The organism is Xanthomonas maliensis (genome assembly GCF_009192945.1).
Classification (GTDB): Bacteria; Pseudomonadota; Gammaproteobacteria; order Xanthomonadales; family Xanthomonadaceae; genus Xanthomonas; species Xanthomonas maliensis.
The window spans coordinates 1-16,242 of the sequence record NZ_NSET01000100.1; the positions used below are offsets into that span (position 1 = coordinate 1).

Genomic DNA, 16,242 nt, shown 5'->3' on the forward strand with positions numbered 1-16,242 from the left:
AGACGACATACGATATAGGAGTCCGCCGCGTGGGCGCGGAGAGGTGAGCCACATACGCCGCCAACGCCCGCCCCTGACTGAGCAGATGCCGCTGCATCGTCTGCTCCGCCCCCAACGCATCGCCTCGCCGCACGCACTCCATCAACGCACGATGCTCTTCCAGCGACTGCGCCATGCGGCCGGGCGTCAACAACTGCCGCCCGCGATGCATCTTGAGGATACGATGCAGATCGTGGGTCACCCGGATCAACCACGGATTGCCAGCGTAGTGCTGCACCGTCTCGTGGATGAGATAGTTGTTGCGGTAATACTCGGCCAAATCGCCGATCGCCGCGGCGGCCTCCATCGCCGCATGCAGCTCCTCCAGCCGCTGCACGCCGTCGGCATCGATGCGGCTGACCGCATCGTGGGCGCACCGCCCCTCCAGCATCGCCATCACCGGGAACAGCTGATTCAAATCTTCCAGCGAAAGCCGGGTGACGCGGGCACCGCGGCCGGCATCGATCTGCACCAATCCCTCGGCGGCCAGCAGCTTCAGGCTCTCGCGCAGCGGCGTGCGGCTGATGCCCAGCTCCTCGGCCAGCGCCGGCTCGTCGATCCACTCGCCTGGCGGCAGCAGGTAGTCGTAGATCTTCTGCCGCAGGCGCTCGGCCACTTCCTCGTAGAGCGGGACGCGCCGGCGGGTGCTGCGCGATTCGGGAGCGAGGGTCATGGCAGGCGGATCGTTGGCGCGATGGACGGGGCGCCCATTCTAGCGGGGCGCCCGCCGTTGCCGTGCCGCAGGCTCACAGCCAGCCCGGCACCACGAACAACAACCAGGCCCCCAGCGGACCCAACACGACCACCAGCCCGCTGTAGATCAGGAAGCGACGGAACAGCGCATCGCGCTCTTCCTTGGCGGCCGAGGCCACCACCAGCGCGCCGTTGGTCGAGAACGGACTGACGTCGACCACGGTGGACGAAATCGCCAACGCGCAAATCACCCCGGCCGCGCTCAGATGGCCCTGCATCAGGAAGGGCACCGCCAGCGGGATGGTGGCGCCCAGCACCGCCGCCGACGACGCGAAGGCCGACACGATACCGCCGACATAACAGACCAGCAGTGCGCCCAACAGCGGCATGCCGATCTGCGAGACGCCATCGCCGATGTAGTCCACCGCACCGGCCTTTTCCAGCACGGCGATGTAGGTGACCACGCCGCTGATCAGCAAGACGGTCGACCAGCTGATGCCATCGACCGCGCCCTTTTGCGCATTCGGCGCGATCAAGGCCAACGCCACCGCCACGGTGATCGACACCAGGCCGACATTGAGGTTGTAGACCAGTGCGGCGATGCCCAGGCCGAGCAGGCCGATCAAGGTGATCAGGCGATCGCGGGTCAACGAGACGGTCTCCAGCGCCAGCGGATTGGTCGACAGCGTGCCGCCGCCGGCCGCCACCAGCGCGCCGTGGCCCTCGATGGCGAACGGCCGCTTGGACGCCTGGTCGGCGGCCACCGGCACGTACTGCGCATCGGCCAGCGAGACTTCCTGGCGCCGCAGCAACGCCATGCCACCAAAGACGAAGAAGCACAGGATCGCCATCAGCAGATTGAAGCCCAGGCTGGTCAGGAACACCGCCATTTCGCTGACATCCAGCCCCGACTTCTCGACCACCTTGTTGGTGATGCCGCCATACACGCTGATCGGCGAGAAGCCGCCGCCCTGCGCGCCGTGAATCACCAGCAAGCCCATCAGCAGCGGATTGATGCGGTATTGCTTGGCAAAGCGCAGCGCCACTGGGCCGATGATGGCCACCGCCGCCGGGCCGAGCGCACCGAAGGCGGTGAGCAGGCCGGTGACCACGAACATCACCCACGGGATGGCGACGATGCGGCCGCGCACCGCACGCACGGCCCAATGCACCAGCAGATCGATGGTGCCGTTCTTCTGCGCGATGGCGAACAAATACGTGATGCCGACCAGGGTGAGGAACAGATCGCCGGGAAAGCCGGCCAACACCTCCTTGCCGCCCAGGCCTACCCACACCCCGCCAACGATGAACGCCAGCGCGAAGGCCACCGCACCCATGTTGATGGGCAAGGCGGTGGCGACGATGAACATGATCACCAAACCAAGAATCGTTGCAATTTGCGGGGTCATGCGCCCTCCCAGACACCTGATTCGCGTACAGCACGGATGGCCACCCGCCATCCCCGGGTCACTCCGCCACGCACCGCCTCCACCCGCTCACGCAGCGCGCTCGCAGGCAGCCTGCACCCAGGCGAGCACGCCGTCGGTGCCATGGAATTCGTCGACGGCGCGTGCTTCGCAGCCCGGCAACAGCTCGCGCGCCATGCGCGCCAGCGCGCTCCCGGGGCCGAGTTCGAGAAACACCCGTGCGCCGCGCTCGGCGGCCTGCACCAGGACGTCATGCCAGTGCACGGTCTGGGCGATCTGCGCCGACAGGCTGTGGATCACCGCCGCCGGCGTGCTCACCGCGCGCGCATCGATGCCGGCCAGCACGCGCCGCTGCGGCGCGCGCACGTGGGCCGCATGGAGCTGCGCGGCAAAGCCGTCGGCGGCAGCGCGCAGCCAGGGCGTATGGGCCGGAACGTCGACCGGCAGTGGCGTGCAGCGTGCGCCGCCGGCCTGCAGCGCGTTCGCGAGACTCTGCAATCCTGCGCGCGCGCCACCCACCACCGCATGGTCGTTGCCATTGACGATGGCCACTGCGACGCCGTGCTGCTGGCAGGCCGGTACGAGCAGGCGCAGCGGCCACCCGAGCACGGCCATCAATCCCGCATCCGCAGGACTGGCCGCATCCATCAGTTCAGCGCGCGCGGCGGCCAATTGCAGGCAGCTGCGTGCATCGATGCTGCCGGCCACCGCATGCGCGGCCAGTTCGCCGACGCTGTAGCCGAGCACCAGCAACGGTGTGGGCAACTGCGTGCGCAGCACCTGCCACTGCGCCAGCGCGGCCGCGCAGACCAGCGGCTGGGCAATGCGGTTGCGGTAACGCAGCGCGCCGGCCGCGAGCGCGTCGGGGCTGTCGCCCAACAGCTGGGCCGCCTGCGCAAGCAACTCGGCGGCGGCCGGCTGCGCATGCACGTGCGCGAACATCGCCGCGTGCTGGCCTCCCTGCCCGGAACACAGCAGGGCCAGACTCATGCGTGTTCCTGCCGATGCAGAAACCAGGCGCAGGCCAACAGGTCGGCACTGCCGCCAGGGCTGAGATTGCGGGCAACGAAGGCGTCGCCGATCCGTGCCAGCCGCTGCCGCCACTGCGGCTGGGCGATACCACCGGCGGCCAGGAAGTCGCGCGCCTGCGCTTGTGCGAACGCCAGGCCCGCGCGGCCGCCGCGATGCAGCAGGTTCAGATCGTCGACCTCGGCAATCAGCTGCAGCAAGGTCTGTGACAGCGCGGCGGCGGCATCGGCACCGGACTGCAACGCCGCGCGCAACTGCGGCAGCGCGAGATGTTGCAGCAGCGGGTAGCCCGCCGCGGCCTGCTCGCGCACGCCACCGACCTGATGCCGCGCGCGTGCGCGCTGCCCATTGCTGTGCGGATCCAGAGGCGCGCCACGCAGGGCGTCCTGCCACTGTGCAACCGCGGCGCAGACCACTTCGCCACGTGCAGGATGCCCCTGCATTGCATGGAGTCGAGCGGCCTGGGCGGTGAGCAGGCCCAGACTGAAGATGGCACCGCGATGGGTATTGATGCCGCCGGTGGCGCGCAGCATCGCCGCTTCGGCGGTAAGGCCCAGCTGGCGCAACTGCGCGAACGGCGCAGCGTCGCCGCCGGCCCGGGCGATGGCGACGAAATAGCCACGCAGGGCGAACAGGCTGCGCAGGAAGGTGGAGGCATCCATGTCGGCATGACTGCCGCGATCGAATGGCGTCACCAGGCCGGGCTTGGGCGCGCAGGCCAGCTCGGCGTAGAGCGCACCGACCGCAAGGCGCCCGAGCCGATGTGCCAGTGGGTTGGCGCTACTGCGTGGATGCGACCAAGCCGCGCGTTCGCCAGACGGCATCGACACCGGAGCGACACGCGGCACTGCCTCGTCACGCAGCACATGCGGCGCGATGCCAGCCGTGTCTGCGGGACTGCAGACATCACCCGCAGCGCGGGCGAGCGTATCCCGCTGCGCCGCTGCCGCAGGCACGTCTGGCTGACAGCAGGCAAGCCGGCTCATGCGGCGCTCCATACCGGGAACAGCGCCGCGCGCGGCAGCAGACGGCAGCCGTGGTCGCTCTTCAGCAAGAGCTGGCTGGCCTGGCCGGCGTATTCGCGCCAATTCACCGCGCCGACATCCAGCAGCAACTCGCCATCGGCGCGCAGCCGATACCGGCGCTCCCAGCGTTGCAACAGCGCCACCACCGTGTCGGCCTGCGCCGGCGTGGTGACCGTCCACAGCAGATCCAGATCCGATGCCGCATGCACGTAGGCCAGCCCGGTCAACGCCTGCCAGGCGAAACTACCGAATACACGCGGCTGCACGCCCTGCCGTTGCGCATCGACCAGTAAGGCCTGCAAGGCCGCGTGTTGTGGCAGACCGGCGACAGCGAGCAACGCGTGCAGCGGCAGCGGCGGTGCCGTGCGGGCCAGTCCACGCAGCGCAACGCACAGCGCCAGCCGCTGTTTGCCTTCGGCCGGCGGCAGCGGCACGCCCAGCCGCAGCATGCCAGCGGCCTCGCTGCCATCGCGCCGTGCGACCACTGCCGGCAAGCCGGCAGCAAACCAGGCCTGCAGCCGCGGCTGCGCGGCCGGCGTCAGCGCCTGCCAGTGGGCGTCGGCGCGCAACCACACCAGCGTATGCCGGCCGGCCATCGCTCACGCCTCGCCGGCGGCCACGGCGGCAGCGACATCGCGCGCCAAGCGCCGCCCACCGCGCTCTGCCCCCAATGCACGTCGCGTGTCGCCCGTGCTTGGGCTGGCCAATGCGTCCAGCAGCGCCTGCGCAAGGTCGCCGTCCCACAGCGTTTGCACCGCGCCCATCGCCACATAGTTCTCCACCCCGGGCGCGAAGACCGGCGAGGTGGCGCTCAAGGCCTGCAAGGTGTCCACCGACTGCTTGGTCACGCGTGCCATCGCGCGCAGATCCATCACCCGCACCTGCGCCTGCGGCAGGGCATGGATGTGGTCGGCCATCAAACCGAACGACAGGAAGCCACCGCTCACGGCCTCGCCATAGACCAGGGTGATCAGGCGCGCACCACGCCGACGTGCCAACTCCAATGCGCTGGCCAAGTGGGCGAAGTACCCGTTGATCCCCAGCAATTCGTCGCGCCGCGCCAGGCGCTGGCCGGCGGTGTCGGCCAGCATCACGATCGGCCGCTGCGGATGCGCACGGGTGCTGGCCAGCACGGTGGCCGCCAGCGCCAGCGCATGGTCCACGCCCACCTCCAGCCGGTTGGCAGTGCCGATCACCGTGACCTCGCCGACGGCGGTGGTGGCGCTGCCGGTCAGCACGTCGTCGTTGCGGGCGATCGCATGGCCGAGCGGGAACAGCCGGTCCAGCAAGGTGTCCAGGCTCATGGCGTGCTCCGGTCGGCAGTGGCGGCGAGGAATGCCTCGGTGTCCAGCAGCGGTAAGCGCTGCGCATCGACGATGCCCTGGCGCTGCCAGATCTCCAGACCATCGCGGCAATCGCCATAGGCAGCGATGCGTGCGGTCAACTGCGCGTGCGCCTGCTCCAGCGCGTGCAGCGCCGCATCGCCGTCGGGTTCGGCAAGGGTATCGAGTGCGGCGGCGGCCGCATCGGCGAACGCGCCGATGCGATCGGCCACCAGCTGGTGCGCCTCGCCCAGCAGATAGCGGTGCTTGCCGCCGGTGATGCGCCAGACCAGCGCGCGATCGCGGGCGTCGAACTCTTCAACCCCGCGCACGGTTTCGATCACATCCGGACCGGACAGCGACAGGCGGCCCTCCTCGGACATGATCACCGTGCTGCAGCAGCGCGCCACGATGCCCATGCCGCCGAAGGCGCCATTGCCGCTGCCGATCAGCGCCAGCACCGGTACCCCGGCCGCACGTGCAGCCAGGGTGGCGCGCAGGATCTCGGAAATCGCGATCAATCCGGCATTGGCTTCGTGCAGGCGCACACCGCCGGTATCCAGCAGCAACAGCACGGCCGCCGGCTGGGTGGCCAGCGCGCGTTCGAGCAGGCCGGTGAGCTTGGCGCCATGCACCTCGCCGACGCCGCCGCCCATGAAGGCGCCCTGTTGCGCGGCGATCAACACCTGGCGACCACGCAGGCGGCCTTCGCCGACGACGATGCCATCGTCGAACGCGCCGGGGGTGTCGAGCTGGGCCAGATGCGGGCTGGTCAGGCGCCGACGCGGGCCGACGAATTCGCGAAAACTGCCGACGTCGAGCAGGCCATCGATCCGCTCGCGCGCATCGGCCTCGTAGTAGCTGCGCGCAGCCATCGCAATGGTGGCGTTCATCCGTCTCTCCCGACGACATGCGTAGGAGCGCACCTGGGCGCGACGGGCGTTCTCGGTAACGCTGCAGTCGCGCCCAGGTGCGCTCCTACGGGGTGAGAAGGGCGGCTCATACGGCGGCTCCCTGCAGCACGTCCAGCGCCTGCTCCAGCCGCAGACTGACCACCGCCGGGGTGGCACCGACATCGTTGATGCTGATGCGCACATGCGTAGGAGCGCACCTGGGCGCGACGGCCGTTCTCGGTAACGCTGCAGTCGCGCCCAGGTGCGCTCCTACGGGGTGAGAGGGGCAGCTCATACGGCGGCTCCCTGCAGCACGTCCAGCGCCTGCTCCAGCCGCAGACTGACCACCGCCGGGGTGGCACCGACATCGTTGATGCTGATGCGCACATCGCGCAGCGGATGACGTGCGGCGAAGTCGTCCAGCACCGCTTGCCAAATCGCGCCGAAGCCGCGTGCGGCCGTGAGGATCTCGATCTCCATCGCGCCGTCGAGCGGCACGCGCTCGACCAATACCTCCAGGTTGCCGGAGGCGACCACGCCGACCAGCGCGTGCTCCAGCCCGGCGCGCGCTCTCTGTTGGCCTTCGAAGCGATATCGCAGGGTTTCCATGCGTTGCCCCTACCAGTTGCGGAAACGTTTCGGCGGGTCGTACAGGCCGCCGGACCACCGCACCAGATCCTTGACCGTGCGTGCAGCGAGCAGGTCACGGGTGGCATCGCGTGGGCGAATGCCCAGATCGTCCGGCCGCTTGATCACACCGCGGTCGCGCAGGTTCTCGACCATGCGCTTGTCGCGTGCCAGGCCCACCGCGGTGTAGCCGGCCACGCCGCGAATCGCCTGTTCGCGCTCTTCCGGCGTGCGACACAGCAGCAGGTTGGCGATGCCTTCCTCGGTGAGCACATGGCTGACGTCGTCGCCATAGATCATCACCGGCGGCAGCGGCAGCTGGGCGCGCTCGGCCAGTTCCCAGGCATCGAGCGTGTCGACGAAGGCCGGCGCCATGTGTTCGCGGAAGGTCTCCACCATCTGCACCACCAGCTTGCGCCCGCGCGGCATTTCGCCCGGACGCGCCGCTTCCTGGCCGGCCTTGAGCCACGCTGGGCTGGCATGACGACGACCACGCGCATCCGAGCCCATGTTGGGCGCACCGCCGAAGCCGGCGATGCGATCGCGGGTGGCGGTGGAACTATTGCCCTGCAGATCGATCTGCAAGGTGGAGCCGATGAACATGTCGCAGGCGTACAGGCCGGCGGTCTGCGACAGCGCGCGGTTGGAGCGCATGCTGCCGTCGGCACCGGCAAAGAAGATGTCCGGGCGCGCGGCCAGGTAGGCCTCCATGCCCAACTCCGAACCGAACGAATGCACCGACTGCACGAAGCCCGATTCGATCGCCGGAATCAGCGCCGGGTGCGGATTGAGCGCCCAGTGCCTGCAAATCTTGCCTTTCAAGCCGAGTGCGTCGGCATAGGTCGGCAGCAGCAATTCGATCGCAGCGGTGTCGAAGCCGATGCCGTGATTGAGCCGGTCCACGCCGTATTCGGCGTAGATGCCCTTGATCGCCATCATCCCCATCAGCACCTGGATCTCGGAGATCTGCGCCGGGTCGCGGGTGAACAAGGGTTCGATATGGTTGGGCTTGGGCGCCTGGGTGACGAAGTCCACCCAGTCGGCGGGGATATCCACGCGCGGCAAACTGTCGAGGATCTCGTTGACCTGGGCAATGACAATGCCGCCTTTGAACGCGGTGGCCTCGACGATCACCGGCGTGTCTTCGGTGTTGGGGCCGGTGTAGAGATTGCCGTGGCGATCGGCTGCCTGCGCGGTGACCAGCGCCACCTGCGGGGTCAGGTCGATGAAGTAGCGGCCGAACAATTCCAGGTAGGTGTGGATGGCACCGATCGCGATGCGGCCCTCGGCGACCAGTCCGGCCAGGCGCGCGGCCTGCGGACCGGAGAAGGAGAAGTCCAGCCGCTCGGCAATGCCGCGTTCGAACACGTCCAGATGCGCTGGCAGCGACAGCACCGATTGCACCATGTGCAGCCCGTGCACCCGCGCCGGATCCACCTCGGTCAGGCAACGCGCCAGGAAATCGGCCTGCTTCTGGTTGTTGCCTTCCAGGCAGACACGGTCGCCGGGTTCGATCACCGCCTCCAACAGCGCGATGGCGTCGTCGGCCGCAACCACGCGGCCCTGCGGTGCCAGGCCAGCGGCGCGCTGCAGGCGCCGTCGCCGGCCCTCTGCCTGGGTGTCCCACTGTCGACTCATGCGCGCGCCTCGCCCGGGCTGCTGCCCGTAATGTCGTAATAATTACATCGTAATTATGACAATGAGGCGCGTCGAGCCGCGTTGCAGCATCGGCGGTGCGTCGGGTGTCTGGTGTGTCTATCCCTCGGCTCGGTGGCGGCGACTGCAGCCCAACGGCGTCGGATGGCGCGGCCGCCGCATCGATGACACCCGATGCCGGCGCGGCTGCCCGAAGAAACGGCGGTGCTTGCCGGCCCCGCGATTTCGATATATCGTTTCCTCAAACTTCGATATATCGAATGAAACCCACCGGCACACCCCCGCCACAGACCCCGGATCCGGCCATCGACGACCGTCACCGGTTGGGCAGCCGCCGCAGCCGACCGCTCGGCCATGGCGACTTGCGTCTGCTCTTGCTGGCCCTGATCGAACAGCAGCCCAGCCATGGCTATGAGCTGATGCAGCAGATCGCCAGCGTGTTCAAAGGCTTGTATACGCCGAGCGCCGGGGCGATCTATCCGGCGCTGGCACAGCTGGAACAGGAGGGTTGGGTGCAGACGGATCTGCAGCAGGGGCGCAAGCGCTATCACGTCACCGCCGACGGTCGCGCCCACGCGACACGCCAACGCGATGCACTGGATGCAGCGCTGGCACGGACCCATCGGCGCGCGCGCGAGCTAGTACGCGCGCAGACACCGGCGCCGATCCGCGACGCGATCGGCCGCATCAAACACGGGCTGTTCGCACGCCATGGCCAATGGACCGAGGCCGAAACCCTGCGCATTGCCGCGTTGCTCAACGCCGCCGCCGACGGCATGGAGCCCCCGGCGTCCTGACGCCCTTCTCCACCGCAGCCCCCAGCTTGTCTGCGCCCTCTCCCATCACGCCCGCGTGGCTTTCCAGGAACCCCATCCCCATGGCTGTCCACACCCATACCCAACTCCGCCGCGATCCCCGCCTGCGCTCGCTGCAGGTACTGCGCTGTGAAGCGATCACCCCCTTGATGCGCCGCATTGTGTTGACCGGCAGCGAACTGGCCGGCTTCGTCAGCGAAGCACCAGACGATCACGTCAAGCTCTTCTTCCCCAACGCCGAGGGCGACTTCGTGCTGCCGACGATGACGGCGGACGGCCCGCGCTATCCGGACGGCGCGCTGCCGTCGCCGGCGCGCGACTACACGCCACGCAGCTTCGATCCGCAAAGCGGCGAGTTGAGCATCGACTTCGTGCTGCACGGCGACGGTGTCGCCGCCAGCTGGGCAGCGCAGGCGCAGCCCGGCGACGCGCTGAAGATCGGCGGACCGCGCGGCTCATTCCTGGTGGCCGACGACTACGACCACTACGTCTTGATAGGCGACGAAACCGCGCTGCCGGCGATCGGCCGCTGGCTCGAAGCGATGCCCGCCGACATGCAGGCCGAGGTGTTCATCGAGATCGCCGACGCCGACGAGCGCCAGGAACTGCTCAGCGCGGCCGACGTGCGGGTGAACTGGCTGGAGCGCAACGGTGTCGATGCCGCCAGCAGCACGCTGCTGGAAGACAGCCTGCGCGATTACGAGCCGGAGGACGGCGATACCTTCTACTGGATCGGCGCCGAGTCGATGCGCGCGCGCGCCATGCGCAAGTTCCTGGAGGAACATCTGGGCGTGGACAAAGACGACGTGCGAGCCAAGGGGTATTGGAAGGCGCGCGCCGAGCACGCCGACGACTGAGATCATCGCAGCGCGCAGCGGCGCGGCCAAGCGGCCACATTCGCGCGCATCTGCATCTGCGCAGGCATGCACTTCCCTGCCCCTCCCTCACAGTTTAGATGCAGACCACGGCGGGTGCTCAGGGCTGCGCCGGCCAGGAGCGCAGCTCCGGCAAGGCCTTCTGCACCTGCGCCGGATCGATGCGCGTGTGCAGCCAGGCCAGCGCGAGCGGCAACGGACACAGGGCCTGCCCGCGACAACCCGGCAACACCAGGGTGGACGAGGCCAGCGCATCGCCGTCGAAGCGCCCACTGCGCAACGCCGCCAGGCTGGGCATCAAGGTTCGCACGCGCAGCAACGGCATGCCATCGCGTTCGAACACATCCAGCACCAGCGCACCGCCGGGCGGATAGTCGTCGGGATGATCGCTGCGGTGCCACTGCACGCCCATCAATCCACCGAGCGTGGCCAGGTTGGTGTCGTGGCCAACCAACAGCAGCAGCCGTGTGGACGGCGGCGCCAGTGCCGCCACCGACGGCGCTTGCCCGACGGCTGCCTGGACGGTGGCCAGCAGATGCGCGAGCAGGTTGGACGCCGCTGCGCTGGCCACCGGCAACGGGCGCTTGCTCTGGGCGAACGAGGCGTTGTGCAGGGCAATGAGGTGTGCCACCGCCGCACGATCCACCCGACCCCAGCCTCGCTGTGCGGCGTCGAAGCCTTCGACATGCTCCAGCATCAGGTTCTCGGCCAGTCCACCGGCCAGCTTCAGCGTGCTGGCGGCGGCCGGCGAACCGTCGCGCGTGGCCGGATCGTAGAGCAGGGTCGCCGGTGGCGGTGCGGCACAGCGCCCGTGCTGGCAGCCGCTCAACACCGCCTGCAGCTGCGCCAGCCGCGCGCGCGTCCCGGCGTCCAGCTGCACCGGCGGCGCCGGTGCCTTGCCGCCATCGAACAAGGCATTGCGCTCGCCCTCCGGCAAGGCCTGGTAGTGCAACGCGCAGGCCGGCGCCATGCCTTGCAGCAGTGCCTGCGCGCTGGCGTGGTTGCGGGCGGTGCTGTCGGCGATGGTGACGATCTGGTCGGTGCCCGCGCAGCCACCGGCTGGCAATCCGAGCGGTGGCGCCAGCAGTGCGCGATAACGTGCGCCTAGCGCTTGCATGCCAGCCCGTCCGTGCGGCGTCAGCTGGCCCGCGGCCACCGGCCATTGCGGCCATGGCTGCGCGCTGTAGCGATCCAGCTCGCTGCCGGGCTGGGTCGGTGCACGGATGCCGTGCCGCACCAGCACGATGGTCAGACGCAGCTGCGCGTTTGCGGCGGCGGCGTCGGTGACCGCTGCCGCCGTCGGCAGACACAGCGCCAGACCGAGCAGTGCACGCCGCATTGTCCGGGCGAGACGGTGATTGCGCAGGGTCTGCATCAGAAGGTCGCCGACAGGTCGAGGAACACGCCGCGGCCGGCCAGGCCGAAGTACAACGGCGCATTGTCGGTCGACCGGGCACCCGCATAGCCGATCAGCCGATGGGTATCGAGCAGGTTGTTGATCGCCAGGCTGAGCGAATAGCCCTTGAGGTTCCAGGGACCGTGCGTGCTGCGATAACCGCCGGCGGCATCCAGGCTGCTATAGGCCGGCAACCGCTCGTCGTTGCCGAACACGGTCGCGCCGCTGGCATCGGTGCGGTTGTCCACGCCGTAGCGCGCACCGATGAACTTGTCCATCAACGAGCCGTACCACCCACTGCCGCTGTTGTAGAGCATGCCCAGGGTGGCGGTGACGCGCGGCGCCGCCGCCACCTGCACGCTGCTGCCCTTGTAGGTCGCCTCGTTGTAGCTGGCGTTGCCGTAGACGCTGATGGTCGGACTCAGCGCGACGGTGGCTTCGCTCTCGATGCCGCGATACACCGCGCCGCCGCCGTTGACGAAGGCCTGCTCGGTGCCGCTGCTGGTCGCCACCCGGGTCTGGCTGATGAAGTTGCTGAAGTCGATGTGGTACACGTCCACGCCGAAGGTCAATGCGCGGTCCGCATAGCCGGTGCCAAGCTGCACGTTGGTGGTCAGCTCCGGATCCAGTCCGCGCGCGCCATTGAGTTCGATCACGTCGATCGGCGGTGCCAGGACGCCGCGCGCGACCTGCGCATAGGCGCTCCAGTGGTCGTCGATGGCCTCGTGCAGACTCAGCGAGGGCAGCCAGGCGGAATAGCTGGCGTGCGTGTAGGACGGCAGCGGCGGGGTGGACTTGTTCAACTCCGCACTCAGCCGGCGCGTGACCTCGGCGTAGCGCAGCCCCGGTGCCAGCGTCAGTGCATCGCTCAGGCGCCAGGCGTACTCGATATACGGCTGCGCGGTGTCGGTGCGGTCCTTGAGCCGGTAGTTGTCGGCGGTGCCGTACTTGGTGCCGGTCGGCATGTCCGTGCTCATGTCCAACGGCGTCTGATAGCGATGGTCCAGCGCGCGCTCCAGCCACACGCCGGTCTTCAGCTCGCCCGGACCGAGATCATGGGCCAGCCGCAACACGTCGCCGAAGGCGAGATTGTCGTTATCGGCCAGCTTGCCCGGCACATCGAGCGCCGCCTTGCCGATCTTCTTGCCGGCAGCGTTGTAGAAGGTGACGCCATTGTCCTTGAGGCTGTCGCTGGTCGGCTCGCTGGTCTTGTCGGCGCGGTGGTCGAAGGTATTGGCGTAGACGCGGTTGTCCACGTCCCAGCCGCCCCACTGGGTGAGCAGCGCCAGGTAGCTGAAACTGGAGTAATAGGCCGCGTCGTTGTAGCCGGCATAGTTTTGCAATGCCGGATCCTCGCCCAGGCCGGTGCGCCAGCCGTTGGCGGCGATCTGCGCCTTGGTGGCGCCTTGCACGGTGTTCTGGTGTTCCTGGTTGTAGCTGGTGACGAAGGTCAGCGTGCTGGCCTCGCCGACGTCGCTGATGGTCTTGATGAAGGCGTGTTCGCGGCGATCGTCGGTGCCGTCGAGATAGGTGTCGCTGTGTTCCTTGGACAGATCCACCAGCAGGCGCGTGCTGCCACCCAGGTGTTGCTCGACGCTGACCCCGCCGGCGACGGTGTTCCAGCTGCCGACCGTGCCGTAGGCAGTGATGCCATCCACCGTGCCGGGATCGCGCGAGCGCAGGCCGACGGTGCCGCCGAAGGTGGCGTTGCCGATGGTCGCACCACCGCCCGGGCCGCGGTCGATCTCGGCCTGGCCGAGGATATGGTTGTTGAAATAGGCCGAGGTGGTGTGGTGCAGATCGCTGGCATCGCCGAACGGAATGCCGTCGAAGGTGATGTTGAACTGGCCGTCCTGGAAGCCGCGGATCGAGATGCCTTCGTTCTTGCCCATGCCCGGCCCTTCCGGCGAGGTGACGCTGACGCTGGGCGCGTACTTGATGATGTCGTCGTAGTTGGCGTTGAAGCGCAGGCCGTCGCGAATGAAGCGCTCGTCGATGACCGAGGTGGGTTGGATCGCGTCCAGCGGCGGCGCGCTGGGGGCGAGCGTGTCGACCTGGTTGGCGACCACGGTGACCGGTGCCAGATCGCGTGCGGGGTTGCGCTCGGCGCTGCTCTCCGCAGGCGCGGCCTTGGCCGCTGGTGCTGGCGATGCTGCAGCCGCGGCGGCCGGGGCGATGCTCAGCGAGGTGGCGGTGAGCTGGCGCGCCGCCAGTCCGGTGCCGCCGAGCAGGCGTTGCAACCGCGCCAGCGGCGCCAGGCCGGCCGGCGCGCCCGGACTGCGCAGGTGCGCGGTCAGCGCTGGGTCGTAGATCAGTTGCAGGCCGCTGGCCTGGGCGAACTGCTCCAGCACCGTGTCCAGGCTGGCGGGGGCGATGGCGGGAGCCGCCTGGGCCGGCGCTGCGGCTGCCACCGCGGTGAGGGTAGGCGGCAAGGTCGCGAGCAGCAGGGCGATCTGAAGGGCGAGCGGATGGCGCATGCGGACATCATTCCAACGGAAGTGGGCGGGAGATCACGCAGACAGCGCGACCGACCCCGTACATGAGTGCCGTTGCGGCCGCCACGGACACCTCGCCGTTCGTGAATTTTTTTTGACAGGCTGCCGGCCATGGGACTAGCGGGGCACACACGGCCGCCATGGCATAGCGCGCCACGGGCGCTTCCTTGCCGTGCAGCGCCTGGCCGACGCGTCAGCGCAACGCGTGGACGCGGATCTTCTGCGGGTCGCGTTCGATCCGCACGCCCGGCAGTGTCGATAGATAGGCCAGGAAGGCCTCGCTGTCGCGCAGATGGAACACGCCGCTGACGCGACGCTGGGCCAGCAGGGGATCGTCGATCGCCAGCGGCACCGTCGTGAAGGCATTGAAGCGTCGCGCCACCTCGGCCAGCGGCTGGTCGTGCAGGCTGACCCGATCGGGCAGCCAAGCGGTGGCGGCGGCCAGGTCGGCGTGCGTCTCCAGCGCCAGCACCTGCCCGCCGGCATCCAGGCGCAGCTGCTGGCCAGCATGCAAATCGGCCAGCGCGTCGCCGGCGTCGCGCCAGCGCGCCAGCCACGCCGCCGGTTGCGCACGCACCTGCACCTGGCCGCTGAGGACGGTGATGCGTACGGTCGCCGAGCCATCGTGCTGCACACCGAACACGGTGCCGATATCGCGCAGCAGCACCTGGCCGCTCCACACCTGCAAGGGCCGCGCGGCATCGTGGTCGACATCGAACAGGGCCGCGCCCTGCAGCACGTCGATCCGCCGCCGCTGGGCGGTGTAGCGCACCACGATCGCGCTGCCACGATCCAGCTGCACGTGACTGCCGTCGGACAGGACGAGGCTGCGGCCGGTCGTCGGCGTGGCGCGATAGACCACGCCGGCCGGTAACGTCGGTGGCCGCAGCAGCCAGGCTGCGCTCGTCAACGCCACCACCACGCAGGCTGCCAACGCCCACCCGCGCAGGACGGCAGGTCGCTTGCGTGCGCGCTGCGCTGGCAGCTGTGGCGGTGCGCGGTCGGCGACACCGCTGGGCCGCAACGGCACCACCACGCCCTCGTCGTGTAGCGCGCGCCGACAGAGTTCATCGACGGCCGTCGTCTGCCGCTGCGCCGCCGCCGGCAGGTCGTCGAACAGGCGGACGACGGCCAGATACTCGGCCACGTGCGCTGGCGAGGCACGCAGCCAAGCCAGGAACGCCGCCTGTTGCGAGGCGCTGGCTTGGCCTTCGTGCAGCAGCAGATACCAGTCGGCGGCCGCTTGTGCAGTGCCGCGGGCAGCGGATGGACGCGACTCAGCCATAACCGTCCATTCCTACCCGGCACAGCGCCACGCCACGGGCGATGTGTTTCTTGACCATCGGCACGGAGATCTGCAGCCGCGTGGCGATCTGCCGGTGATCCAGTCCTTCACGGTAGCGCAGCACCATCGCCGCGCGGCACCGCGGCGGCAGCTGCTGCATCAACAGCGCCAGTCGCTCGCGACGTTGCTCGGCATGCAGTTCGCTGTCGGCCTGGAACGGCACCGACAACGCCTCGTCCACGCAGTGGTCCAACGCGGTGGTGCCCTGCCCCTGGCGCTGCTGCCGCATGCCCTGCTCCTTGAGCAGATTGGCCGCGATGGTGAACAGATAGGCCTCGGGATTGGCGATCTCGCCGGCGTGCACCTGGCTGCGCTGCAGGCGCAGGTACACCTCCTGCACCAAGTCCTCGGCATCCCAGGCAGGTGCGCGGCGACGCAGGAAATAGCGGTTGAGCGAGGGCCGGCATTGCAGGAACAGCCGGGACAGCAGCAGCGATGCATCGGCGCGCACGACGGAGACGAACTGGCTCACAGAGAGGCCTCGAGCCTGCGCGGCGCAGATGACGTCTCGATGACAGCCGCTCCGGCCGGGCACGGTGCGCAGCTTGCGCGCTGTGCCTGGCCCATCACGCCACAGGCCCGCCGAGGCGGGCCTGTGGCGTGAT

General features: G+C 68.9%; 16 protein-coding genes. 2 read left to right on the plus strand and 14 right to left on the minus strand.

The genetic code is table 11. The features are described 5' to 3' along the window. The 10 genes from CKY51_RS21730 to mdcA form a co-directional block, all read right to left on the minus strand. The coding region (locus CKY51_RS21730) for a GntR family transcriptional regulator (RefSeq protein WP_152249991.1) at nt 1–712 on the minus strand (712 nt) is incomplete at its 3' end. Nucleotides 713–785: 73 nt separating this feature from the next. Further along, the gene (locus CKY51_RS21735) at nt 786–2,141 is read right to left on the minus strand and encodes an SLC13 family permease (RefSeq protein ID WP_022972654.1); all 1,356 of its coding nucleotides are present in this window, start codon (nt 2,139–2,141) and stop codon (nt 786–788) included. A gap of 87 nt (nt 2,142–2,228) precedes the next feature. Next, the gene (mdcH, locus tag CKY51_RS21740; RefSeq protein WP_022972655.1) at nt 2,229–3,149 is read right to left on the minus strand and encodes a malonate decarboxylase subunit epsilon; all 921 of its coding nucleotides are present in this window, start codon (nt 3,147–3,149) and stop codon (nt 2,229–2,231) included. Next, a complete protein-coding gene (gene mdcB / locus CKY51_RS21745) occupies nt 3,146–4,012 on the minus strand; it encodes a triphosphoribosyl-dephospho-CoA synthase MdcB (RefSeq protein WP_031339912.1) in 867 nt (288 codons plus the stop codon). Before mdcB ends, mdcH begins: the two co-directional genes overlap by 4 nt. Nucleotides 4,013–4,170: 158 nt before the next feature. Then, nucleotides 4,171–4,809 (minus strand): malonate decarboxylase holo-[acyl-carrier-protein] synthase, encoded by a 639-nt coding sequence (mdcG, locus tag CKY51_RS21750; RefSeq protein ID WP_152249993.1) that lies wholly within the window; start codon nt 4,807–4,809, stop codon nt 4,171–4,173. Between the two features lie 3 nt (nt 4,810–4,812). Further along, nucleotides 4,813–5,517 (minus strand): biotin-independent malonate decarboxylase subunit gamma, encoded by a 705-nt coding sequence (gene mdcE / locus CKY51_RS21755; RefSeq protein WP_022972658.1) that lies wholly within the window; start codon nt 5,515–5,517, stop codon nt 4,813–4,815. After that, the gene (locus CKY51_RS21760) at nt 5,514–6,410 is read right to left on the minus strand and encodes a biotin-independent malonate decarboxylase subunit beta (RefSeq protein WP_031339914.1); all 897 of its coding nucleotides are present in this window, start codon (nt 6,408–6,410) and stop codon (nt 5,514–5,516) included. The genes mdcE and CKY51_RS21760 overlap by 4 nt, the downstream gene beginning before the upstream one ends. 124 nt (nt 6,411–6,534) lie before the next feature. Next, nucleotides 6,535–6,723, minus strand: a complete 189-nt coding sequence (locus tag CKY51_RS23010) for a hypothetical protein (RefSeq protein WP_425509543.1) — start codon at nt 6,721–6,723, stop codon at nt 6,535–6,537. Beyond that, complete coding sequence (gene mdcC, locus CKY51_RS21770; RefSeq protein ID WP_152249995.1) at nt 6,720–7,037, minus strand: malonate decarboxylase acyl carrier protein; 318 nt, start codon at nt 7,035–7,037, stop codon at nt 6,720–6,722. The genes CKY51_RS23010 and mdcC overlap by 4 nt, the downstream gene beginning before the upstream one ends. A gap of 9 nt (nt 7,038–7,046) precedes the next feature. Then, a complete protein-coding gene (mdcA, locus tag CKY51_RS21775; protein ID WP_022970689.1) occupies nt 7,047–8,693 on the minus strand; it encodes a malonate decarboxylase subunit alpha in 1,647 nt (548 codons plus the stop codon). A 278-nt stretch (nt 8,694–8,971) separates the two neighbouring features. On the opposite strand from mdcA, the gene CKY51_RS21780 reads away from it, so the two are divergent. Further along, nucleotides 8,972–9,508, plus strand: coding sequence for a PadR family transcriptional regulator (locus CKY51_RS21780; RefSeq protein ID WP_022970688.1), 537 nt, complete (start codon nt 8,972–8,974; stop codon nt 9,506–9,508). Between the two features lie 80 nt (nt 9,509–9,588). Further along, nucleotides 9,589–10,383: a siderophore-interacting protein gene (locus tag CKY51_RS21785; protein WP_022970687.1), complete on the plus strand. Its 795-nt coding sequence runs from the start codon at nt 9,589–9,591 to the stop codon at nt 10,381–10,383. A 118-nt stretch (nt 10,384–10,501) separates the two neighbouring features. Here CKY51_RS21785 and CKY51_RS21790 read toward each other — a convergent pair whose 3' ends face one another. The 4 genes from CKY51_RS21790 to CKY51_RS21805 all read right to left on the minus strand — a co-directional run bounded on the left by CKY51_RS21790 (nt 10,502) and on the right by CKY51_RS21805 (nt 16,088). Continuing rightward, a complete protein-coding gene (locus tag CKY51_RS21790; protein ID WP_038219029.1) occupies nt 10,502–11,776 on the minus strand; it encodes a histidine-type phosphatase in 1,275 nt (424 codons plus the stop codon). Beyond that, nucleotides 11,776–14,274: a TonB-dependent receptor gene (locus tag CKY51_RS21795; RefSeq protein WP_152249997.1), complete on the minus strand. Its 2,499-nt coding sequence runs from the start codon at nt 14,272–14,274 to the stop codon at nt 11,776–11,778. The genes CKY51_RS21790 and CKY51_RS21795 overlap by 1 nt, the downstream gene beginning before the upstream one ends. 211 nt (nt 14,275–14,485) lie before the next feature. After that, a complete protein-coding gene (locus tag CKY51_RS21800; RefSeq protein WP_022971020.1) occupies nt 14,486–15,577 on the minus strand; it encodes a FecR family protein in 1,092 nt (363 codons plus the stop codon). Next, nucleotides 15,570–16,088 (minus strand): RNA polymerase sigma factor, encoded by a 519-nt coding sequence (locus CKY51_RS21805; RefSeq protein WP_031338613.1) that lies wholly within the window; start codon nt 16,086–16,088, stop codon nt 15,570–15,572. Before CKY51_RS21805 ends, CKY51_RS21800 begins: the two co-directional genes overlap by 8 nt. Nucleotides 16,089–16,242: the final 154 nt, after the last annotated feature.